This window comes from Flavobacterium sp. LHD-85 (assembly GCF_030929595.1).
In the GTDB taxonomy this organism is placed as follows: Bacteria; Bacteroidota; Bacteroidia; order Flavobacteriales; family Flavobacteriaceae; genus Flavobacterium.
This window is the reverse complement of sequence record NZ_JAVFVR010000004.1, coordinates 23,373-45,153: the sequence shown is the minus strand read 5'-3', so window position 1 is coordinate 45,153 and position 21,781 is coordinate 23,373. Positions and strand designations below refer to the sequence as shown.

At 33.5% G+C, this 21,781-nt stretch carries 23 protein-coding genes; 15 read left to right on the top strand and 8 right to left on the bottom strand.

Features of this window, described 5'->3' with window-relative positions; translation table 11 throughout:
- Positions 1-10 precede the first annotated feature (10 nt).
- Positions 11-976, bottom strand: a complete 966-nt coding sequence (locus RB618_RS07945; RefSeq protein ID WP_308068262.1) for a Gfo/Idh/MocA family oxidoreductase — start codon at positions 974-976, stop codon at positions 11-13.
- A 211-nt stretch (positions 977-1,187) separates the two neighbouring features.
- Between RB618_RS07945 and RB618_RS07940 the strand changes: the two genes are divergently transcribed.
- On the top strand, positions 1,188-1,829 hold the full coding sequence (locus RB618_RS07940; RefSeq protein ID WP_260669649.1) for a protein-L-isoaspartate(D-aspartate) O-methyltransferase: 642 nt from the start codon (positions 1,188-1,190) through the stop codon (positions 1,827-1,829).
- Positions 1,830-1,858: 29 nt separating this feature from the next.
- On the opposite strand, the gene RB618_RS07935 is transcribed toward RB618_RS07940, so the two are convergent.
- The 3 genes from RB618_RS07935 to smpB all read right to left on the bottom strand — a co-directional run bounded on the left by RB618_RS07935 (position 1,859) and on the right by smpB (position 4,171).
- A complete protein-coding gene (locus RB618_RS07935; protein ID WP_308068261.1) occupies positions 1,859-2,908 on the bottom strand; it encodes a Fic family protein in 1,050 nt (349 codons plus the stop codon).
- Between the two features lie 86 nt (positions 2,909-2,994).
- Positions 2,995-3,633, bottom strand: coding sequence for a hypothetical protein (locus RB618_RS07930; RefSeq protein ID WP_308068260.1), 639 nt, complete (start codon positions 3,631-3,633; stop codon positions 2,995-2,997).
- 82 nt (positions 3,634-3,715) lie between these two features.
- Positions 3,716-4,171 (bottom strand): SsrA-binding protein SmpB, encoded by a 456-nt coding sequence (gene smpB / locus RB618_RS07925; protein WP_177209986.1) that lies wholly within the window; start codon positions 4,169-4,171, stop codon positions 3,716-3,718.
- Between the two features lie 139 nt (positions 4,172-4,310).
- Here smpB and RB618_RS07920 point away from each other — a divergent pair, with 139 nt between their 5' ends.
- The gene (locus tag RB618_RS07920; RefSeq protein ID WP_308068259.1) at positions 4,311-4,949 is read left to right on the top strand and encodes a hypothetical protein; all 639 of its coding nucleotides are present in this window, start codon (positions 4,311-4,313) and stop codon (positions 4,947-4,949) included.
- A gap of 107 nt (positions 4,950-5,056) precedes the next feature.
- Positions 5,057-5,281, top strand: coding sequence for a VF530 family DNA-binding protein (locus RB618_RS07915; RefSeq protein WP_223705570.1), 225 nt, complete (start codon positions 5,057-5,059; stop codon positions 5,279-5,281).
- A 3-nt stretch (positions 5,282-5,284) separates the two neighbouring features.
- Here RB618_RS07915 and RB618_RS07910 read toward each other — a convergent pair whose 3' ends face one another.
- From RB618_RS07910 to RB618_RS07900, 3 genes are all read right to left on the bottom strand, one after another.
- Positions 5,285-5,839, bottom strand: a complete 555-nt coding sequence (locus RB618_RS07910) for a DUF3575 domain-containing protein (RefSeq protein WP_308068258.1) — start codon at positions 5,837-5,839, stop codon at positions 5,285-5,287.
- 107 nt (positions 5,840-5,946) lie between these two features.
- On the bottom strand, positions 5,947-6,495 hold the full coding sequence (locus tag RB618_RS07905) for a GNAT family N-acetyltransferase (protein ID WP_308068257.1): 549 nt from the start codon (positions 6,493-6,495) through the stop codon (positions 5,947-5,949).
- A 9-nt stretch (positions 6,496-6,504) separates the two neighbouring features.
- Positions 6,505-7,356 carry an aldose 1-epimerase family protein gene (locus RB618_RS07900; RefSeq protein WP_308068256.1) on the bottom strand — a complete coding sequence of 284 codons (852 nt, stop codon included), beginning with the start codon at positions 7,354-7,356 and terminating at the stop codon, positions 6,505-6,507.
- A 185-nt stretch (positions 7,357-7,541) separates the two neighbouring features.
- Between RB618_RS07900 and RB618_RS07895 the strand changes: the two genes are divergently transcribed.
- Positions 7,542-9,812: a M1 family metallopeptidase gene (locus tag RB618_RS07895; RefSeq protein ID WP_308068255.1), complete on the top strand. Its 2,271-nt coding sequence runs from the start codon at positions 7,542-7,544 to the stop codon at positions 9,810-9,812.
- A 100-nt stretch (positions 9,813-9,912) separates the two neighbouring features.
- Here the strand turns inward: RB618_RS07895 and RB618_RS07890 are convergent, their stop codons facing one another.
- Entirely contained in the window at positions 9,913-10,080 is a 168-nt protein-coding gene (locus tag RB618_RS07890; RefSeq protein ID WP_308068254.1) for a hypothetical protein, read from the bottom strand.
- A gap of 201 nt (positions 10,081-10,281) precedes the next feature.
- Between RB618_RS07890 and RB618_RS07885 the strand changes: the two genes are divergently transcribed.
- The 11 genes from RB618_RS07885 to argH all read left to right on the top strand — a co-directional run bounded on the left by RB618_RS07885 (position 10,282) and on the right by argH (position 21,747).
- A complete protein-coding gene (locus RB618_RS07885; protein ID WP_308068253.1) occupies positions 10,282-10,917 on the top strand; it encodes a GNAT family N-acetyltransferase in 636 nt (211 codons plus the stop codon).
- Positions 10,918-10,979: 62 nt separating this feature from the next.
- Positions 10,980-12,173 carry an argininosuccinate synthase gene (locus tag RB618_RS07880; protein WP_091496939.1) on the top strand — a complete coding sequence of 398 codons (1,194 nt, stop codon included), beginning with the start codon at positions 10,980-10,982 and terminating at the stop codon, positions 12,171-12,173.
- The gene (argC, locus tag RB618_RS07875) at positions 12,166-13,143 is read left to right on the top strand and encodes an N-acetyl-gamma-glutamyl-phosphate reductase (protein WP_308068252.1); all 978 of its coding nucleotides are present in this window, start codon (positions 12,166-12,168) and stop codon (positions 13,141-13,143) included. Before RB618_RS07880 ends, argC begins: the two co-directional genes overlap by 8 nt.
- An 80-nt stretch (positions 13,144-13,223) precedes the next feature.
- Entirely contained in the window at positions 13,224-14,363 is a 1,140-nt protein-coding gene (locus tag RB618_RS07870; RefSeq protein ID WP_308068251.1) for an aminotransferase class III-fold pyridoxal phosphate-dependent enzyme, read from the top strand.
- 99 nt (positions 14,364-14,462) lie between these two features.
- Positions 14,463-15,656: a glutamate-5-semialdehyde dehydrogenase gene (locus RB618_RS07865; RefSeq protein ID WP_111376864.1), complete on the top strand. Its 1,194-nt coding sequence runs from the start codon at positions 14,463-14,465 to the stop codon at positions 15,654-15,656.
- A 105-nt stretch (positions 15,657-15,761) separates the two neighbouring features.
- Positions 15,762-16,520, top strand: a complete 759-nt coding sequence (gene proB, locus RB618_RS07860; protein WP_308068250.1) for a glutamate 5-kinase — start codon at positions 15,762-15,764, stop codon at positions 16,518-16,520.
- A 7-nt stretch (positions 16,521-16,527) separates the two neighbouring features.
- On the top strand, positions 16,528-17,217 hold the full coding sequence (locus tag RB618_RS07855; protein WP_308068249.1) for a hypothetical protein: 690 nt from the start codon (positions 16,528-16,530) through the stop codon (positions 17,215-17,217).
- Between the two features lie 20 nt (positions 17,218-17,237).
- Positions 17,238-18,191, top strand: a complete 954-nt coding sequence (locus RB618_RS07850) for an N-acetylornithine carbamoyltransferase (protein ID WP_308068248.1) — start codon at positions 17,238-17,240, stop codon at positions 18,189-18,191.
- Between the two features lie 96 nt (positions 18,192-18,287).
- Positions 18,288-19,064: an acetylglutamate kinase gene (argB, locus tag RB618_RS07845; RefSeq protein WP_308068247.1), complete on the top strand. Its 777-nt coding sequence runs from the start codon at positions 18,288-18,290 to the stop codon at positions 19,062-19,064.
- 271 nt (positions 19,065-19,335) lie between these two features.
- Entirely contained in the window at positions 19,336-20,406 is a 1,071-nt protein-coding gene (locus RB618_RS07840) for a M20 family metallo-hydrolase (RefSeq protein ID WP_308068246.1), read from the top strand.
- Between the two features lie 60 nt (positions 20,407-20,466).
- Positions 20,467-21,747, top strand: coding sequence for an argininosuccinate lyase (gene argH, locus RB618_RS07835; RefSeq protein WP_308068245.1), 1,281 nt, complete (start codon positions 20,467-20,469; stop codon positions 21,745-21,747).
- Positions 21,748-21,781: the final 34 nt, after the last annotated feature.

Below are 21,781 nucleotides of genomic sequence, written 5' to 3'. Positions count from 1 at the left end.
TTTTTTAAAACTATTTATTGAAACAATCAATAATCTGATAAGCTACGCGCAATGCATCAGTTGCCTGCTCAAGTGTTACGACTGGAGTTGTATCATTGTTAATGGCATCTGCAAATGAATTTAACTCATCTAAAATTGCATTGTTGTGCTCTACATCAGGATTTGTGAAATAGATTTGTTTTTTAATTCCCTCGGCATTTTGCAAAATCATATCAAAATCCCCAGGAACTTCTGGCGCGTCTTTCATACGGACTACTTCACATTTTTTCTCTAAAAAGTCAACAGAAATATAAGCGTCTTTTTGAAAGAAACGTGATTTACGCATATTTTTCAACGAAATTCTACTTGCCGTTAAATTGGCAACACAGCCATTTTCGAATTCGATTCTAGCATTGGCAATATCTGGAGTATCACTAATTACAGATACACCGCTTGCGTGAATATCTTTTACTTTTGAATTAACAACGCTTAAAATAGCGTCAATATCATGAATCATTAAATCTAAAACCACAGGAACGTCTGTACCACGCGGATTAAATTCTGCCAAACGATGTGTTTCTATAAACATCGGATTTTCGATCATGTTTTTTGTAGCAATAAAAGCGGGATTAAAGCGCTCTACATGACCAACTTGTCCTTTCACATTGTATTCTTTGGCTAAAGCAATAATTTCTTCAGCTTCTTCTACCGTATTGGCAATTGGTTTTTCAATAAAGATATGTTTTCCAGATTTGATCGCAACCTTAGCACATTTGTAGTGTGAAAGAGTTGGAGTTACAATGTCAATCACGTCGACAGCGTGAATGAGTTTTGCAATTGTGCTGAAGTTTTTATAGCCAAACTCTTTTGAGATTTTTTCGGCATTTTCTTGATTTTCGTCGTAAAATCCAACTAATTCGTATTTGTCAGATTGTTGTAATAAGCGTAAATGTATTTTACCAAGATGACCAGCACCTAAAACTCCTACTTTTAACATGAGAATGTATTTTAAACAAAAATATAATTTATTTGTTTACCGTGAAAATGAATTTAGCGAATTGTGTGTCGTGAACTACGAATTGTAAATTATTGAATGTGGCTTTTGACTTTTGACTTTCGACTTTTGACCGTATTAATTTATTATTTAAAAATCAATATTTGAAATCCTGTTTTGTTTCTTATTTTTGCGAAAATAAAACCTACCAATTTTGAAAGACACTGCCAAACATCAAGGACTTCGCAATCAATTAGTAACGACTTTAGAACAAAAGGGAATTACTGATAGAGCGGTTTTGGATGCGATAAAAAAAATCCCGAGACACCTTTTTTTGAATTCAAGTTTTGAAGATTATGCTTATCAAGATAAGGCTTTTCCTATTGGCGCTGGGCAGACTATTTCGCAACCATATACAGTTGCTTTTCAGTCACAGTTATTAGAAGTAAAAAGAGATCACAAAGTTTTAGAAATCGGAACTGGTTCTGGTTATCAGACTGCTGTTTTGTTTATGCTTGGAGCTAAAGTCTATACCGTTGAAAGACAAAGTGAATTGTTTAAAACTACTTCTAATTTATTTCCAAAATTAAATATTCGTCCAAAACACGTTACTTTTGGAGATGGATATAAAGGATTGCCAAATTTTGCACCGTTTGACAGTATTATAGTTACAGCGGGTGCGCCATTTATTCCACAGCCTTTAATGGCTCAGCTGAAAATAGGAGGAAGATTGGTTATTCCGCTTGGAGAAGATGTTCAGATTATGACTTTGTTAATCAGGAAAAACGAAACTCAATTTGAAAAACATGAGTTTGGAGAATTTAGATTTGTTCCTCTATTAGAAGATAAAAATTAAAAAGAAAAGCCCGTTTGAACGGGCTTTTTTTATTGCGTAAGAATTGAAATATATCTTTCTAAGCTTTCTTTCTCTTTTTGGGCTATAAAGAGAAAAAAGTCTTCTTTGTCTTTTTTGGTTTGAGCAATTTCTAAAGACTGGTAATATTGCATTCGAGTTTCGTAATCACCTTTGATATTGGCTATTGGATAACCTTTTTGCATTAGTATTAAGTTCATTATCAATCGTGAAGTTCTTCCGTTTCCGTCAATAAATGGATGAATTGTAACTAATTTTTCATGCATTTCAGCAGCAAGAATAATGGGATGTAATTTATTTTTATTGATTTCATACCAAGTAAAATATTCTTCCATTTCTTGTGGAACCATTAAAGGTTGAGGAGGCATGTGACTGCTTCCTTGAATCATAACCTGAACTTTTCTATAACGTCCAGCATCTTCTGGAATTATGCCACGTAAGATTAAATTATGAATGGATAAAAGATCACGTTCATTTAATGAATTGTTTTTAGTCATTAACTCTTTTATAAAGCCAATAGCTTCTTGATGGTTAATGGCTTCAAGATGTTCGCGCATACTTTTTCCAGAAATTGTCAGACCTTCGTTGATAACCATATCCGTTTCACGAAGCGTCATGGTATTTCCTTCAATTCTATTGCTTTCAAAGGTATATTCTAATTCCAGAGCCTGTTTTATTTTAAAACTGTCGTACTGTCGATAAGAATCTAGTTTTTCTTTTAAAATATCAATTTCTCTTAGAATTTTCTCTAGTGAAGTAGATAACTTGAAATTTGAGACTGTTTTATTGTACCTAATTTCGTCTTCTGCAACTTTTAGCGCCTTTAAAGCAAGATCATCATCGCCAATTTCATAAAGAATCTTTTCTTTAAGCCATGCAATCATTAAGGTTTCATAATCAATTTCTAAAAGCTGAGAAAGCTTAATTATTTGATCTTTGGTAGGTTTTCTTGTTCCTGATTCAAATTTACTGATTAAGGCTTGATCAATTCCAGCAAGCTGCGCCAATTCCCGCGTTTTTAAACCTTTCTGTTCTCTCGCATTTTTTAATAATGATTTCATTTTAATGAAAGTTTTAGTCTTGACAAATTTAGTCAATTTTTAAATCAAAAGAAAAGCGATATTTTAAATATCGCCTTTCTATTTTGCTATTTAGGAGGCAAAGAGCCGTCTTTTCTCATTTCCTTAACTACAGCTTGCATGATTGCATCAACTGTCTGCCCTAAATCGGTTACATATTGTGATTCTGTTGTTCCTGTCCAGATTAATTTGTTTTGTTTTAATGAAAAAACATTGGTTTCCACCATATACGAAGTAGTTTCTTGGTAATACCCTGGGTCGTAAAAATTTGGAGAATACATTCCGTACCAGTTTCCAAAACCATATCCGTACATGCCTGTATACATTCCGTCAAAGCCTCCGTAATACATTCCTGTGTAAGTGCCAGGAACATAATTAACTTCTTTTTCTTTGCTGACCAAACGCATACTAATTACACCATCAAAATTTTCATCTTGCAAAACCTTTAGTTTTTGTTCTTGCGTTAATTGCGTGGTTGCGTTTAAATACTGATACGAAGTTTTGAATATCGGATTGCCCGCCGCAATTCTGTTTTCGGTAATTCGTCTCGAAGCTTCATCTTTGACTAAAGCTACCACCAAAACTTTTTTAAACTGTTCTTGTGTAATCGTTACATCTGGATCTCTCCAGCTGTTTACAATTGATGTATTACTGCCGCAACTTGAAAACGCTGCTATAGCGAAAAACAAAACTAAGTACTTTTTCATATTTTACAGTTAAATTATTTTGTAATAAAAATAACAAATAAAATATTATAAATGTATCATTCAGAGTAAATTAAATTTGTTTTTAATTGTAAGCTTTTTTAATACGGTCCAAATCACGTTTGGTATCTTGTTCTTTTAGAGATTCACGTTTGTCATAATTCTTTTTTCCTTTGCACAATCCGATTTGTAGTTTGGCTAAACCTTTTTCGTTTGTAAACAATTTTAAAGGAACAATAGTTAAGCCTTTCGCCTGAACATTTTTATGAAGCGTTTTTAACTCTTTTTTATTTAAAAGTAATTTCCTTTCGCTTCTCGATTTATGATTGAATTGGTTTCCAAAAGAATACTCTTCAATATAAGTATTAATGGCAAAAAGTTCCATGCCACTAAATTCACAGAAGCTTTCGGTAATATTTGCTTTTCCTAAACGGATAGATTTAATCTCTGTTCCCGCCAAAACAATTCCAGCAGTATAAGTATCGATTATTTCGTAATCGAATCGGGCTCTTTTGTTAAGTATATTGACTGATTTTATCATGGTTGCAAATGTAACGAAAATTGAAAAAATGTAGCAGTTAAAATTAATTAAAGATTTTTTTTTAATCCATGATTTAAATCATCCTTAAGCCAAAACCTTACTCATAAGTTTGTCCTGTAATTAAAAAAAACGAAATAAAATGAAAAAGATTGTAACATTAGTGAGTATGGTGTTAATCGGTTTAACAGCTAAAGCTCAAGATTCATCTCAAGGATTAAAGGGAGCTTGGTTTGCAACTTCTCAGTTTGGTTATCAGCAGACTAAAAATGAGGGTAATAAAAATACAAATTTATCTGTAATTCCAGTTATCGGTACATTTGTTACTCCGTCGGTTGCTGTTGGAGCGGGTGTGGGATATATTAATATCAAAGCACAAACAGATGCAGGAACAGCTGCTAAAACAGATTTAATCGTTGTTCAGCCTTTAATTAGAAAATACTGGAATGTAGCAGGATCGTTATATTTCTTTGGGCAGGCGGCAATACCTGTTATTACAGGGAAAGAGAAAGAGAGCGAGTTAAAAGTTAACCAAGTGGGGCTTTCAGTATCAGGAGGGTTAGATTATTTTATTACTAAAAACTTCTCTGTAGAGTTCTCTTATGATTTAGCCAATTTTACTTCAACAACACTTAAAGCTAAAGATGGGGAAAAAACAACAGTTACCAATTTTGGTTTAGCACATGTTGCTAATGTTGATCCATTTTATAATACAGAATTAGCAGGAAGTAATCCAAACTTGACTTCTCCTGTTTCTGTAGGTTTTAAATTCATATTCTAATTTATTCTTTATTTGATTAATGTAAAATTCTATTTAGTAATTTTGCGAAAAAAGAAGACCGTACTTTTTTGAAGTACGGTCTTTTGATATTATTTAAAAAGAATAAGATGCAAAATCAATCCAAAGATCCATTACACGGAATTACACTTCAAAAAATAGTCGAAACGCTAGTTGACTATTACGGTTTTGATACTTTAGGTGAATTAATTCCTATAAAGTGTTTTAACTCAAACCCAAGTGTGAAATCAAGTCTTACTTTTTTAAGAAAAACAGATTGGGCGCGCAAGAAAGTAGAAGAACTTTATATTAAAACACTCCCTAAGTTAGGCTGATTTTTATAATTTATACGAAATCATAACACCTCCGCGATACGGAAGCCATTCGCCGCTTTTATTCCAATTAACTGTTTTTTCATATCTTCCTGGAGTGCCATCGTTGTAGTATCCGTGATAAAATCCTTGGTGCCATCCGCCGCCTACAAAAAAGTCAAGCAAAAATTTATCACTTAATTTTAGGTTATAACCAACTGTAGCTCCAATTCTGTACCCAAAACCATCTTCATAGTTATTACTGTCCCAGTAATTCCATTTTTGTATTTCGTATTTATCTGCTCCTATATGCGCTCCTGCATAAAAGCCATTGTATTTTTCTTTAAAATGGTAACGAATCTCTGGAGTAACAGTAACAAATTTCATTGGGCTATGTCCATTGATGGATTCCCAGAAAGAAGCCATCACATCAGCACTAAATGTAGTTTTTTCTCCAATACTGGTTTCTATTCCAATATTTGGAACCAATAATAAAGCTGTAGCTCCGTTAAATTTTACAAATGTCTGACTTTGCAATTGTATACAAAATAAAAGAATAATTAAGGCGGGTATTTTTTTCATAAAAATGTTTTGGATTCAAACAGCTTTTTAGCTGATTTCGAGCGCAAATATAACGTATAATGCTAGAGAGCAAGTGCCTATAAGATTATTTTAACAAGAATAAAAGCTTATTTTTCTAGTAATGAATAAATTACCTTGTCAAGAAATTTTCCTTCCCAAAATTCTACTTCTCTTAAATGCGCTTCTTTAACAAAACCGCATTTCTGTAATACTTTTTCAGAGGCATGATTTTCTGGATCAATTACAGCCTCTATCGAGTGTAATTTTAAATCTTCAAAACCAAAAGCAATTAGTCTTTTCACAGCCTCTGGGACGATTCCTTTTCCATGCTGATCAGGAGAAAGTATATAGCCAATTTCTGCGCGGTAATTTTCAGGTTGCATTCTGTAATAACCAATAATTCCAAGTAGTTTCGAATTATTTTTAAATCTTATTCCCCAATTTATTCCAATATTAGTTTCGATTTTTTCATCAATCATTCTAATGTGCTCCAGTGCATCTTCATGATCTTTTACCAAAGGTCTTGGTATGTATTTCATGGTTTCAGGATTGGAGCGTAATTCAAAAACTTCTTGCACGTCTTGATTTGTAACTCGATCTAGAATTAAACGTTCGGTTTCTATTATGGGAAATGGAGTAAAGTTGAAATCTAACATTTTGTTTTGTTATAATATAGTAATACTAAATTTTGCACTGAAATTTTTGTTTTCATCCAAAACCAAAATTCCTTCTTTTTCATATAAGTCACCTGTATTTTCGTCAGTATCAGAATAGCCAAGCCAAGGTTCAATACAGACAAACGGTGCATTTTTTTTTGTCCAGATTCCTAAACTTGGAAAATCATTATAACTAACTTTTACATATGGTTTTGAATTGTTAAGAATTGTTAGGGATTTTGATTCTAATTTTTTAAAAATTAAAGCGTCATTTTTGAACAATTCATAATTTAAGGGAACTAAATCGTTTTTTTTTTCTAAAACTTTTGTTTGCGACGAAATTAAATCGTTTTCAAGAAGGTAGTATTTTAAATTTTCTTCTTTTTCAAATTCAAAAGCATAATCTTCAAAATGGTTTGGAAGTGCAATTGCAGGATGTGCTCCAATTGAAAAAGGCATTTTTTCTTTCCCACTATTTATTACATTATATTCAAGTACCAATGAGCTTTCATTAAGCGTGTAAATAAGCTGTAATTCAAAATCAAAAGGATATTTCTGTAATGTCTCTTCAGAAGATTTAAGCGAGAAAACAGCTTTACTTTCTGTTTTTTCAATCAAAGAAAACTCCAGGTCTCTGGCAAAACCATGACGAGGCAAATGATATTCTTTTTCATTGATTTTGTAAGTGTTGTTTTTTAAAGTTCCAACAATTGGAAAAAGAACAGGAGAGTGCTTACCCCAAAAATCTGGATTCCCTTGCCAGATATATTCATTGTTTAAATTGTCTTTTAAAGAAAATAATTCAGCTCCAGCGTGTTTAATTGAAGCTTTTAATATAGAATTTGAGATAGTTGTAGTCACAATGTTGAGTCTAAAATGAATGTTCTTTTGATAGATGTAAATATATTTTATAATATTTAGTTTTTTAAGAAAAAGGCTTAAATTATTTTATTGGTAAAATTTTGCTAAAATTGAATTTATGTTTTGAATTATCTCTGTAAATAGCTTTTTTTTTCATTAATTTGCTACATAAACAGCTAAAAAATATGAAAAAGCAATCTGCAAAAGCCATTTTAACCGCGGCTTTATTTTTTGGGATTTCTTCAGTATGGGCGCAGCAAACTCCGTCAGCACCAGCAGCAAATCCAGTTAACAATTACAATTATCATGATGCCTTTGGCCCGCATTTCTACACAAAAAATGGTACACCAACTCGTACTGCAAGTGGTGAGCCAGGAGTGGAATACTGGCAGAACAGAGCCGATTATCAGATTACGGCAAAACTAAATGCGACTACAAATGAAATTGTTGGTATAGATGAAATTACTTATACTAATAATAGTCCTGAAAAATTAGGGTTTCTTTGGCTGAATTTAGATCAGAACTTGTTTAAAGAGGATTCTAGAGGAAATGCTGTTGTGCCTTTAACAGGAAGCCGTAACGGAGCTCAAGGACAAGTTTTTGATGGCGGAAATAAAATTAAATCTGTAAAAGTTATTTCTGGTGGAAAAACTAAAACTGAAACAGTTGCTAAATATATAATTACTGACACAAGAATGCAGGTTTTCCTTCCGCAGGAATTAGCAGCAAAAGGCGGATCTGTAAAAATTAAAATTGAATTCTCTTTCATTGCGCCTTTTGAAGGGTCTGATAGAATGGGGGTTTTGGAAACGAAAAACGGAAAAATCTTCACAATTGCACAATGGTATCCACGTATGTGCGTGTATGATGATGTTAGAGGTTGGAACACAGCTCCTTACTTAGGTGCGTCTGAGTTTTACTTAGAATACGGTGATTTTGATGTAAAATTAACTGTTCCTGGAAATCACTTTGTAGTAGCTTCTGGTGAATTGTTAAATGGTCAAGAAGTGCTTTCTGCAGATCATTTCAAGAAATACAAAGATGCTGCAAATAGTGATAAAACGGTAACAATTCGTTCGGAGCAAGAAGTAAATTCAGCTTCAAATGCAAATGCAGGAACAGAAAAAACATGGCATTATAAAATTAAAAATGCACGTGATTTTTCTTGGGCATCATCTCCGGCTTTCATTTTAGATGGAGCAAAAATTAATCTTCCAAGCGGTAAAAAATCATTGGCATTATCTGCTTATCCTGTTGAAAGTGCAGGGCAAGGTGCTTACGGACGTTCTACAGAATATGTAAAAGCATCAATCGAACATTATTCTAAACAATGGTTTGAATATCCTTATCCAGCAGCTACGAACGTTGCAGGGAATGAAGGCGGTATGGAATATCCTGGAATCGTTTTCTGTGGTTGGAAATCTAAAGGACAAGATCTTTGGGGAGTTACAGATCACGAATTTGGTCATATTTGGTTCCCAATGATTGTGGGGTCAAACGAAAGATTGTTTGCTTGGATGGATGAAGGGTTTAACACTTTTATCAATTCACTAAGTACTGCTGCATTTAACAATGGTGAATATAAAGAAGAACCAACAAATTTGCATGACATGGCAGAACCGTTTACTAGACCTGATTTAGAAACAATTATGAGTTCTCCTGACAACATGAAGGAAGCTAATATTGGAATGTTATGCTACTTTAAACCAAGTGCAGGTTTAGTAATTTTAAGAGAGCAAATTTTAGGCAAAGAACGTTTTGATACTGCTTTTAGAACTTATATTCAGCGTTGGGCTTATAAACACCCACAGCCAGACGATTTCTTTAGATCTATGGAAAATGTAGCTGGCGAAGACTTAAGCTGGTTCTGGAGAAGCTGGTACGTAAACAACTGGCGTTTTGACCAAGGTGTTAATTCAGTAAAATATGTAAAAAATGATCCTGCTAAAGGTGCTGTAATCACAGTTGAAAATTTTGATAAAATGCCAATGCCAATTGTTTTAGATGTAAAAACAAAAAACGGAAAAGTAACGAGAGTTAATTTGCCGGTAGAAATTTGGCAAAGAAATAATTCTTGGTCTTTTAAGCACAATTCTACTGAAGAGATTGAAAGTATTACTTTAGATCCAGATCATGCTTTTCCAGATAATAATTCGTCTAATAATGTTTGGACAGCAGGAAAAGGAAAAATAGAAAAAGATATTATTTTAGATCCTTTTGTTGGTAGCTATGTTACGTCAAAATCGCCTTTGACAATTGAATTGACAGAGAAAAACAGTGTTTTAAATGCTGAACTTCCAAACTATCCTAAATTTGCATTGAAGCCTGTTGAAAACGAAAAAGATACTTTTGAATCTGCTAGAGCTGGTTTAAAAATTAAATTTAATGAAGCTAAAAACGGTTTCGATTTGATACTTACCGGAAATGGGCAAGTGATTCCGTTTAAAAAAAAATAATGTTGTTAAAATATAATGCATTAAAAACCCGATAATTAGAAATGATTATCGGGTTTTGTTTTTCTGTATATTCACAAAACGCAAAAAAAATGTTAGAATTTTAATTTTTTGTTTTGGAAATAAAAAAATAATGTACTTTTGCACCGATGAATAAAATAAGTTTACATATAACTTCTTTGTCACGGACAAACTCACCGATTACTTCTCCCGAAGTACGGACACTAGCTATATAGTGTTCACTGAGTTTTATAGCCGTATATTTATTCATATCCATTTTTCATTTTGAAATCACATAATTTGTCCATTGGACAAACACATCCTAAAACTATTTATTTTTTTGTAAATTTTCTTAATCAAGTTTTTGATTTTGAGAGTGTTACTTCTTTTATGCTTAATTTTATTGGATTCAATTCGGGATTTCAAGCGAATCAATATGCTTTAATTTTTAACTCTAACTTCAATAATTGAAATGAAGATCTCTATTGTTGTAACTCAAGAAGAACATTTTAAGTATGCGCAGGAAATCTGCGATACAATAGAATCATCTGCCTTATTAAGAGGCACGGGGATTGCTAAAAGAACTCCTGAGTACATTCAGAAAAAAATGGCAAATGGTGATGCAATGATTGCTTTGGCAGACGGAAAATTTGCAGGTTTTTGCTACATAGAAAGTTGGCAGCACGGAAAATTCGTTGCGCATTCTGGGTTAATTGTGCATCCAGATTATAGAAGTCATGGTTTGGCAAAAAAGATAAAATCGAAAGTTTTTGATTATTCTTTAAAAAGATTTCCAGATGCTAAAATCTTTGGCATTACAACGGGTTTGGCGGTTATGAAAATTAACTCTGAACTAGGATATAAACCAGTCCCTTTCTCAGAATTGACAACCGATCCAAGTTTTTGGGCAGGCTGTAAAACGTGTACAAATTATCATATTCTACAGAGCAAAGAAAACAAAATGTGCCTTTGTACAGGAATGCTATACGACCCAAAAGAAAAACAAAAAACACCGCCAAGACATCCTTTTAACGAGGCAGTTCTAAACAGGCTTAGAAAAATAAAACAAGCTTTATTTTTAAATAAAATAATTGCATTTTTTGTTTAACCAATTAATTAGAAAAAATCTCAAACTGCTACATACGAAAGTATTAGCCTAAATTATAAAAAATGAAAAAAGTAGTATTAGCTTATAGCGGAGGATTAGATACCTCGTATTGTTTGAAATATTTAAAAAATGAAAAAGGATACGAAGTTCATACTGTTCTGGTAGATACAGGAGGATTTTCTGCTGAAGAATTAACAGCTATTGAAAAAAGAGCTTATGAGTTAGGAAGTGCACAACATGCCAACTTAACAATATTAGATAAATATTACGATAAAGCTATTAAATATCTGATTTTTGGAAACGTATTAAAAAACAATACTTACCCGTTATCAGTAAGTGCAGAACGTGTTTTTCAGGCAATAGAAGCTATAAAATATGCAAAAAAAGTAGGAGCAACTGCAATCGCTCACGGAAGTACTGGTGCAGGAAATGACCAAATTCGTTTCGATTTGATTTTCCAAACGATTGCTCCAGAAATTGAAATTATTACACCAATTAGAGATTTAAAACTTTCAAGACAAGAAGAAGTGGATTATTTGGCTCAAAACGGAGTTCACTATTCTTGGGAAAAAGCGCAATATTCTATCAATAAAGGACTTTGGGGAACAAGTGTTGGTGGAAAAGAAACTTTAACTTCAAGTCAGCCATTGCCAAGTGAAGCTTATCCTTCGCAATTGCAAAAAGATGGTGAAGAAAAAGTAACGCTTCATTTTGAACAGGGAGAATTAGTTGGTTTAAACGGAAAAACAGATAAACCATCAAACAATATTGTAGCTCTTGAAAAATTGGCTAGTGCTTATGCAATTGGTAGAGATATTCACGTGGGAGATACGATTATCGGAATTAAAGGAAGAGTTGGTTTTGAAGCCGCTGCTCCGTTAATTATCATTAAAGCGCACCATTTATTAGAGAAACATACTCTTGGAAAATGGCAGCAATACTGGAAAGAACAATTAGGAAACTGGTACGGAATGTTATTTCACGAAGGTCAGTTCTTAGATCCAGTGATGAGAAACATTGAAACTTTCTTGCAAGACACTCAAAAAACAGTAAACGGAACGGTAACCGTTTCATTAAAACCATACCATTTCTCACTTGACGGAATCGAATCTGAAAACGATTTGATGAACACAGGTTTCGGTCAATACGGAGAAATGAACAATGCTTGGACATCTGACGATGCAAAAGGATTTATTAAGATTTTAGGAAATGCACAAAACATATTCTCATCTGTAAACAAATTAGATCATGATTAATGTCGGAATTATTGGTGGTTCGGGCTACACGGCTGGAGAACTCATCAGAATTTTAATGTATCACCCAAAAGTAAACATTGATTTTGTTTACAGTACCACAAACGCAGGGAAACCGCTTTCAGTAGCGCACCACGATTTGATGGGTGATATCGAAATGAATTTCACAGCTGAAATCAACCCAAATGTGAATGTTGTTTTCTTGTGTTTAGGTCACGGAAAATCGATTTCATTTTTGAAAGAAAATCAGTTTGCGAGTCATACTAAAATCATTGATTTAGGAAATGATTTCAGATTGAACAAAGATGCTCATTTTGAAGGAAAAGATTTTATTTACGGATTGCCTGAAATCAATAAAGCGGAAATCAAAAAGACAAATTATGTCGCAAATCCAGGTTGTTTTGCAACTGCTATTCAGTTGGCTCTATTGCCTTTAGCAAAACATAATTTGCTGAATAATGATGTACATATTAACGCTACAACAGGAAGCACAGGAGCAGGAGTAAGTCTTTCTGAAACTTCTCATTTCAGTTGGAGAAACAATAATATGTCGCATTATAAAGCTTTTGAACACCAGCATTTAGGAGAAATTTCAGAAAGTTTGGTGCAATTGCAGGATGATTTTGACAGCGAATTGCTTTTTATTCCGAACAGAGGAGATTTTCCAAGAGGAATTTTTGCAACATTATATACATTATGTGATGATAGTTTGGAGCAATTGGTTGCTAAATACGAAGAGTTCTATAAAAACGAACCTTTCGTAACCATCACCACAACAAACATCAACATGAAACAAGTGGTGCAAACGAATAAATGTATCATTAGTTTATTGAAAAAAGGAAACCGGGTTCTCATAACATCAATTATCGATAACTTAACCAAAGGTGCTTCAGGACAAGCAATTCAAAACATGAATTTAATGTTCGGATTAGAAGAAACCACAGGTTTACATTTGAAACCAAGCGGATTTTAGATTGTTGGTTAACCGTTTAATCGTTAATTCGGTTAATCGATTAAACAAATCAACGATTAAACAATTAAACAAAACAAAAAATGAACTTATTCAACGTTTACCCATTATACGACATAACTCCAGTAAAAGCAGTAGATTGTACCATTATTGACGACAAAGGAGTAGAATATTTAGATTTATACAGCGGACATGGTGTGATTTCTATAGGGCACACACAGCCAGATTATGTAGCAAGACTTAAAAATCAGATAGATAATTTAGGATTTTATTCTAATGCTATTCAAAATCCTTTACAGGTTGAATTGGCTCAGAAATTAGGAAAACTTTCAGGTCTTGAAGATTACGAATTGTTTTTATGCAGTTCTGGAGCTGAAGCAAACGAAAATGCATTAAAATTAGCTTCTTTCCATAACGGAAAATCAAGAGTTGTGGCTTTTGATAATTCTTTCCACGGAAGAACTTCTGCGGCAGTTGCAGTTACAGATAATAAAAAGATTGTTGCTCCAATAAATGCGCAACAAGTAGTTACTTTTTTACCCTTAAATCAAATCGAATTAGTTGAAGCTGAATTAGCTAAAGGTGATGTTACAGCAGTAATTATCGAAGGGATTCAAGGAGTTGGCGGTTTAGACCAAGGAACAACTGAATTTTTCCAAGCTTTAGAAAAAGCATGTAAAAAACATGATGTCGTTTTAATTTTAGATGAAGTTCAGTCAGGATATGGAAGAAGCGGAAAATTCTTCGCGTTCCAACATCACGGAATTAACGCTGATATTATTTCAGTTGCAAAAGGAATGGGGAACGGATTTCCGGTTGGAGCCATTTTAATCTCTCCAAAATTCGAAGCAAGTTTCGGATTATTAGGAACTACTTTTGGCGGAAGCCACTTATCTTGTGCCGCAGGAATTGCAGTTTTAGATGTAATTGAAAAGTTTGATTTACAGAAAAATGTAAACGAAGTTTATGAATATTTCTTAGAAAAAATCAAAGATGTTGAAGGCATTAAACAAGTAAAAGGAAAAGGATTAATGCTAGGAGTAGAGTTTGATTTTGATGTTGCAGCTTTAAGAAAGAAACTAATCATCGAAAAGCACATTTTTACAGGAAGCGCAAACAATAAAAATCTATTAAGAATTTTACCGCCTTTAACTGTAAAAAAAGCTGATATTGATACGTTTGTAAAAGCTTTAAAAGAAAGTTTAGAAGAATTAAAAAACTAATTCTCAATATTAAACCTGACGGGTTTCCAAAACCCGTCAGGTTTAAAATAAAGTTTCCGAAAAAGAAACAACCAAAAAACAACCAACCCACTTGAAATTATGAAACCATTATCAATTGAAACACGTAATGCGGTTTTGCGGACTATGGCAAAGCTGGTCGAGCAGGAGCGGAATCAGATAATCTTGACCAATCAAGAAGATTTATCAGATTACGACGGCTCAGATTTAGCGATGGAAGAACGCTTAAAAGTAGATGATAAAAAAGTCGATGAGATGATTTTATCATTAAATCAATTAGCTTCTCAGGAAGATCCCGTTGGCGTGGAGCGTTTTCATTTTACACATGATAATGGAATAAAAGTGGTGAATAAAACCGCTGCTTTTGGAACGATTTTAATCATTTACGAATCTCGTCCAGACGTTACAATTGAAGCGGGCGGAATTGCTTTTAAATCTGGAAATAAGATTTTATTAAAAGGAGGAAAAGAGTCTTTAAAATCGAATTTAAAAATCGTAAGTCTTTGGCATAAAGCTTTAGAAGAAAACGGAGTTTCAAAAGATTGGGTTGAATATCTGAATTACAACAGAACAGAAACTCAAGCTTTTTTAGAAAAACCAACTCAAAAAGTTGATTTAATTGTACCAAGAGGTGGAGAAAAACTAATTGAGTTTGTAAAAGCACATGCAACTTGCCCCGTAATTGTAAGCGGACGAGGGAATAATTTTGTTTACGTTCATGAAAAAGCAGATACTGATTTGGCTCTAAAAGTGATTTTGAATGCTAAAACATCTAAAATTTCGGCTTGTAATGCTCTAGATAAAGTTTTAATAGATTCTAAACTGCCCAATTTTGAAGGTTTCGCAGCGATGCTGATTGAAGAGTTAATAGAATCAAAAGTGGAGGTTATTGTAGATAAATCGTTAGAGTATTTCGAAAACACTAAAACAATCGAAAACGAAGATATTTGGTACGAAGAATTTCTGGATTATAAAATCGTAATCGGAACCATCGATTCTCAGGAACATGCTATTGATAAGATCAATAAGTACTGCGGAGGACATTCTGCAGCAATTATAACTAGAGATGATGAAGTTGCACAGCAGTTTATGGAATCAATCGATGCCGCGGCTGTTTACCAAAATGCTTCAACCCGTTTCACAGATGGCGGACAATTTGGTCTTGGTGGAGAATTAGCCATAAGTACTGATAAATTGCATCAACGTGGTCCAATTGGTCTTCAACATCTCGTAACAAACAAATGGTATGTTTACGGAGAAGGACAGATTAGGTAATTGAGATAATTAGATAATGTGTCAATTAGAGAATTAAAAAAGTTGAAGCCTTATTAGATTTTAAAAAAAACTTTGTGCCTTAGCGCCTTTGTGGCAAATTACAAGATGAAAAAACGGATTTTATTAAAAATAGGAAGTAATACTTTAACCAAAGAAACCAATCATATTTCGCGGGGAAAGATTGAAGACCTCGGAATACAGATTGCCGCTTTAAACGACGAGTATGAGTTTATCATAGTGAGTTCAGGAGCAATTGCGGCAGCAAAGCAGTTTGTAAAATTGGACAATCAAGACAAAGATGTTTTTGTAAAACAGGCTTTAGCTTCAATCGGGCAACCTCATTTAATGCGGATTTACAATGAAAACTTTAAAGATTTAGGATTAAATACTTCGCAGTGTTTACTTTCTTATTCGGATTTCGAAAAAGAACAGACCAAAAAGAACATTGTAAATACCATTAATGTACTGGTTAAAAATAATTACATTCCGATTATCAATGAAAATGATACCGTTGCAACAGATGAGATTCGGTTTGGTGATAATGACAAATTAGCGGCTTTAACAGCGGTTCTTTTAAATGTTGATATTCTGATAATTGCCACCAATACAAACGGAATTTATACGAAAGATTCAATTCACGATGAGAATCCGGAAACGATCAAATTGGTAAATGATTTGAAATCGCTTGAAAAAGAAATCGGAGATTCAAAATCATCACACGGAACAGGAGGAATGCAGTCTAAAATAGAAGCAGCCGCGATTTCAAAAGCAGCGAATATCGAAACTTGGATTGTAAATGGATTAAATGATAATTTTATTTTAAAAGCATTGAAAGATGAAATTCCTTTTACTAAGATATTGTAATTAAAATATGAAAGTAATTACCTTAATATTAGTAATCTTTTCATTGAAGCTGAATGCTCAGATTGATGGGAAATTTAGACATGAAATATGTAAGGTAGGTCCAAATTGTTTTGCTTATCAATTTTATAAAACGGGCACTTTTGAATTTCATTATAGTCAGGATATATTAGGAAGAGGAATTATAAAAGGTAAATATTTAAAGGTTAAGGATACACTGAAATTAACTCCTGATAAGGTTTATTTTTCCAGACCTACAAAAATATTAGAAACCAATGACAGAAATTTAAATTCAACTAGAATTTCGATTGTTTATCAGCAGGTTTATAAAATTGGTGAGAGTGGAGAAGATTCGAAAATACAATGGAAAGTTTCGATTAATGACGGAGAATATATTGAAACAGATCAATCTGGTGTTTTAATTTTACCTAAAATAGAAATTAAGAAAATAAAAATTAAAGATTTTTTTCATTTAGACGATGATAAGAGTGGCTTAGTTGAAAATACTTTTTATCCAAAATTAGATACAAATAATATTGAGATTTTTGTGTCAGAAAGTGATGCTGAAGATAAAAATCCTATGGTAAGCTGGATGACAAAATTATTGTTTATAAAAGGCAGAAAGTTGTATCCAATTACTTTTGAAGCTGAAGAAGCTTATCTGGGAAAAAAGAAAACATATTACAAGAAGATTGATTAAAAAAAAACAAAAGAAAACAAATGAACTATATTTCAATAAAAGATATCAACTCATTATCAAAATGGGTAAAACAAGCGATTAAAATCAAAAAAAATCCGCTTAAAAATCAAAGTTTAGGGAAAAATAAAACTCTAGGAATGTTATTCTTCAACCCGAGTTTAAGAACGCGTTTGAGTACTCAAAAAGCGGCAATGAACTTAGGAATGAACGTTATGGTAATGAACTTTACCAACGAAGGATGGACATTAGAATTCGAAGACGGAGCTGTGATGAATTCTGGTGCTTCAGAACATATTAAAGAAGCGGCAGAAGTAGTTTCTCAATACTGTGATATTATTGCAATCCGTGCTTTTGCTGGTTTGGTAGACAAAGAAAAAGATTATCAGGAAACTGTAATTTCAGGATTTTTGAAATATGCGACAGTGCCAATCGTGAATATGGAAAGCGCTATCCGTCATCCATTACAGTCGTTGGCAGATGCTATTACGATGGAAGAATTCAAACCTAGGCACAAAGATAAACCAAAGGTGGTTCTTTCTTGGGCGCCGCATCCAAAAGCGTTACCGCAGGCAGTTGCTAATTCATTTGTAGAAATGATGCAGATGCAGAAAGATATGGATTTTGTAATTACTCATCCAGAAGGTTACGAATTGAGTTCGGAAATCACACTAGATTGCAAAATAGAATACGATCAAAACAAAGCGTTTGAAAATGCCGATTTCGTTTACGTAAAAAACTGGAGTAATTTCAATGATTACGGAAAAGTAACCAACAGCGATCCAAACTGGACAGTTACTGCCGAAAAAATGGCTTTAACCAACAACGGAAAATTCATGCACTGTCTTCCAGTTCGTCGTAACGTTATTGTAAGCGATGAAGTTTTAGATGGAGAAAATTCAATCGTAATCGAACAAGCGAATAACAGAACGTATTCAGCACAATTAGTGTTGCAGAAGATTCTTAAAAAAATATAATTTACAGGTACAAAGGTTCAAAGTTGCAAAGGTTCAGAGGTTTTAAGATACTGAATCTAAACTTTGTCCCTTTGTTCCTCTGAACCTTTGAACCTCATGAAGAAAGTTACCGTAATCAAAATAGGTGGAAACATCATCGACAATCCGGCAGAATTAGAACAATTTTTAACTGATTTTTCTAAAATTGAAGGCTATAAAGTTTTAGTTCATGGCGGTGGAAAATCGGCTACAAAAATGGCGCAAAGTATTGGTTTGGTTCCTCAAATGATTGACGGACGCCGAATTACAGATGCTCCAATGCTTGACGTTGTTGTGATGATTTATGCAGGACAAATCAACAAACATATTGTAGCGCAGTTACAGGCAAAAGACAATAATGCCATTGGTTTTTCTGGAGCAGACGGAAATTTAATTCAGTCTACAAAAAGAAACCACCCAACAATCGATTACGGATTTGTAGGCGATGTAAAGCAAGTCAACACCAAATTACTGGCAACTTTGTTAGAAGCTGGAGTTGTCCCTGTTTTTTGTGCGATTACACACGATAAAAACGGACAATTATTAAACACCAATGCTGATACCATTGCAAGCGAATTGTCAATTGCATTATCAGAAGTTTTTGATGTTACACTAACATACTGTTTTGAAAAACAAGGTGTTTTACAAGATTCAGAAGACGATTCATCTGTAATAACAGAAATCAACGAACCATTATACAATAAACTAAAAGAAGAAAAAGTAATCCATTCTGGAATGATTCCGAAATTGGATAACTGTTTCAATAGTTTATCGAGAGGCGTGCAGAAAATCAAAATTGGACATCACAGAATGCTCCAAAATTCAGATGTTCCGCATACAACGATTACGTTATAAAGATATAGCCACGAATTATACAAATTGACACTAATTTTTTTCGGCTTAAAAAAGAGAAAATAATTTTAAATAGATATTAAAAAGTCTATTTTGATTTTAAATCTGTTACAAAAAGATAATTTGTGAAAATTCGTGCAATTCGTGGCAAAAAAACGGAACTGCGCAGTGCTTTTAGAATTTAATTTTAGAAATTTGCGCCAATCAAAAATGTCACAGATTTGAATTAAAAAACTTTGTGACTTCGCGCCTTCGTGGCAAAGAAACCAAACTTATGAAAAGTATAGATACGCTTACCCAAGAAGCAATTAGTTTATTAAAAAGCCTAATCGAAACCCCTTCATTTTCAAGTGAAGAAGATCAAACGGCTCTTTTAATCGAAAATTGGTTCAATCAGAATGAAATTCCTTTCAAGAGAGAAAACAACAATGTGTGGGCTTTTAACAAATATTTCGACGAAAACAAACCAACACTTTTACTAAACTCACATCACGATACTGTACGACCTAATCAGGCTTACACCAACGATCCGTTTAAAGCAATCGAAAAAGACGGAAAATTATTCGGATTAGGCAGCAATGACGCAGGAGGATGCTTGGTTTCCTTATTAGCGACATTTGTTCATTTTTACGAAAATCAAAATCTATCGCATAATATTGTAATTGTGGCTTCAGCAGAAGAAGAAAGCAGTGGAAAAAATGGTTTAAACAGCGTTTTAAAACACTTACCAGAACTAGATTGCGCGATTGTCGGAGAGCCAACTTTAATGCAATTAGCAGTTGCAGAAAAAGGTTTGTTAGTTTTAGATGTAAAAGTAAAAGGGACTGCAAGCCATGCAGCACATCAAAACGATGATAATGCTTTATACAAATCAATTCCGGTAATGGAATGGTTTAAAAACTATAAATTCGACAAAATCTCAGACGTTTTAGGTCCCGTAAAAATGACCGTAACGCAGATTAATGCAGGAAAACAGCATAACGTTGTGCCTTCAGAATGTGATTTGGTAGTAGATATTCGCGTAACTGACCGTTATACAAATGCTGAAATTCTAGAAGTTGTAAAAGCAAATGTAAACGCCGAAGTAACACCAAGATCAATGCACTTAAATGCTTCGTCTATTCCAATCGCACACGGTCTGGTTCAGGCAGGAATTGCATTAGGAAGAACAACGTATGGTTCGCCAACGCTTTCAGACCAATCGGTTTTAAGTTGCCAGTCTCTGAAATTAGGGCCTGGAGAAACGTTACGTTCGCATTCAGCAGACGAATTTATTTTTGTAAATGAAATTGAGGAAGGAATCGACTTGTATATAAAAATACTAACTGATTTCTTTAAATTATAATTAAACGAAATTAAACCCAACAGGTTTTAAAAACCTGTCGGGTTTCTAAAAAAAGTACCTATGAAACTTTGGGAAAAAGGAATACCAACAGATAAACAAATCGAACAATTCACAGTAGGAAACGACCGTGAGCTGGATTTGGTTTTAGCAAAATACGATGCTTTAGGTTCAATTGCACATGCAAAAATGTTAGGACAAATCGGTTTGTTAACTCAAGAAGAAACAACTTCTTTAGTTGATGCTTTAAATGAAATAATTGCTGATATCGTAGTAGGTAATTTCGAAATCGAAGACAGTTTTGAAGACGTGCATTCTAAAATCGAATATCTTCTAACCGTAAAACTTGGCGATGCAGGAAAGAAAATCCACACCGCGCGTTCTCGTAACGATCAAGTTTTAGTAGATGTTCATTTGTATTTAAAAGACGAATTAAAAGCAATTAAAGAACAGGTAAAAACATTGTTTGATTTGTTAATGGAATCGGCAGAAAAACATCAAAATGTATTGTTGCCAGGTTATACACATTTACAAATCGCTATGCCATCGTCATTCGGGATGTGGTTTTCTGCTTATGCTGAAAGCTTGATTGATGATATTACAATGTTGAACGCAGCTTCAAAAATTGTAGATCAGAATCCGTTAGGGTCTGCTGCAGGTTACGGAAGTTCGTTCCCAATCAACAGAACATTTACAACAAAAGAATTAGGTTTTGAAACTTTAAAATACAATGCTGTTGCAGCTCAAATGAGCCGTGGAAAAGCTGAGAAAACGATTGCTTTTGCTATGACAAGCGTTGCAGGGACATTGTCAAAATTTGCAATGGACGTTTGTCTGTATATGAGCCAGAATTTTGACTTTATAGGTCTTCCGGCGCATCTTACAACAGGTTCGAGCATCATGCCTCATAAAAAGAATCCAGACGTTTTCGAATTAATCAGAGGAAAATGTAATAAGATTCAGGCGCTTCCTTATGAAATCACATTAATTACCAATAATCTTCCAAGCGGATACCATAGAGATTTACAGCTTTTAAAAGAAGGTTTGTTTCCAGCTATTCAAAACTTAAAAGCTTGTTTGGATATTGCAATTTTCTCGATAAAAGACATCACGGTAAAAGAGCATATTTTAGAAGATAAAAAATACGATTACTTGTTTACAGTAGATACTTTAAACGAAATGGTAGTTGAAGGAATGCCGTTTAGAGATGCTTACAAAGCTGTTGCTGAACAATTGGAAGCAGGCACGTATAAATCTCCAAAAGCTACAAAGCACACGCATGAAGGAAGTATCAATAATTTATGCCTTGATGCAATTAAAGATAAAATGAAAGCGGCTTTCTAATTAAAAATAGGCTATAAAAAGTTAAAGGTCATTG

Coding starts and splice junctions, on each gene's coding strand:
- RB618_RS07840 (WP_308068246.1), top strand. CDS start 19,336: ATGAAAAGTATAGATACGCTTACCCAAGAAGCAATTAGTTTATTAAAA.
- RB618_RS07850 (WP_308068248.1), top strand. CDS start 17,238: ATGAACTATATTTCAATAAAAGATATCAACTCATTATCAAAATGGGTA.
- RB618_RS07915 (WP_223705570.1), top strand. CDS start 5,057: ATGCAAAATCAATCCAAAGATCCATTACACGGAATTACACTTCAAAAA.
- RB618_RS07920 (WP_308068259.1), top strand. CDS start 4,311: ATGAAAAAGATTGTAACATTAGTGAGTATGGTGTTAATCGGTTTAACA.
- argH (WP_308068245.1), top strand. CDS start 20,467: ATGAAACTTTGGGAAAAAGGAATACCAACAGATAAACAAATCGAACAA.
- argC (WP_308068252.1), top strand. CDS start 12,166: ATGATTAATGTCGGAATTATTGGTGGTTCGGGCTACACGGCTGGAGAA.
- RB618_RS07885 (WP_308068253.1), top strand. CDS start 10,282: ATGAAGATCTCTATTGTTGTAACTCAAGAAGAACATTTTAAGTATGCG.
- RB618_RS07935 (WP_308068261.1), bottom strand. CDS start 2,908: ATGAAATCATTATTAAAAAATGCGAGAGAACAGAAAGGTTTAAAAACG.
- RB618_RS07880 (WP_091496939.1), top strand. CDS start 10,980: ATGAAAAAAGTAGTATTAGCTTATAGCGGAGGATTAGATACCTCGTAT.
- RB618_RS07865 (WP_111376864.1), top strand. CDS start 14,463: ATGAAACCATTATCAATTGAAACACGTAATGCGGTTTTGCGGACTATG.
- proB (WP_308068250.1), top strand. CDS start 15,762: ATGAAAAAACGGATTTTATTAAAAATAGGAAGTAATACTTTAACCAAA.
- RB618_RS07910 (WP_308068258.1), bottom strand. CDS start 5,839: ATGAAAAAAATACCCGCCTTAATTATTCTTTTATTTTGTATACAATTG.
- RB618_RS07890 (WP_308068254.1), bottom strand. CDS start 10,080: ATGAATAAATATACGGCTATAAAACTCAGTGAACACTATATAGCTAGT.
- smpB (WP_177209986.1), bottom strand. CDS start 4,171: ATGATAAAATCAGTCAATATACTTAACAAAAGAGCCCGATTCGATTAC.
- RB618_RS07930 (WP_308068260.1), bottom strand. CDS start 3,633: ATGAAAAAGTACTTAGTTTTGTTTTTCGCTATAGCAGCGTTTTCAAGT.
- RB618_RS07895 (WP_308068255.1), top strand. CDS start 7,542: ATGAAAAAGCAATCTGCAAAAGCCATTTTAACCGCGGCTTTATTTTTT.
- RB618_RS07855 (WP_308068249.1), top strand. CDS start 16,528: ATGAAAGTAATTACCTTAATATTAGTAATCTTTTCATTGAAGCTGAAT.
- RB618_RS07870 (WP_308068251.1), top strand. CDS start 13,224: ATGAACTTATTCAACGTTTACCCATTATACGACATAACTCCAGTAAAA.
- argB (WP_308068247.1), top strand. CDS start 18,288: ATGAAGAAAGTTACCGTAATCAAAATAGGTGGAAACATCATCGACAAT.
- RB618_RS07945 (WP_308068262.1), bottom strand. CDS start 976: ATGTTAAAAGTAGGAGTTTTAGGTGCTGGTCATCTTGGTAAAATACAT.
- RB618_RS07905 (WP_308068257.1), bottom strand. CDS start 6,495: ATGTTAGATTTCAACTTTACTCCATTTCCCATAATAGAAACCGAACGT.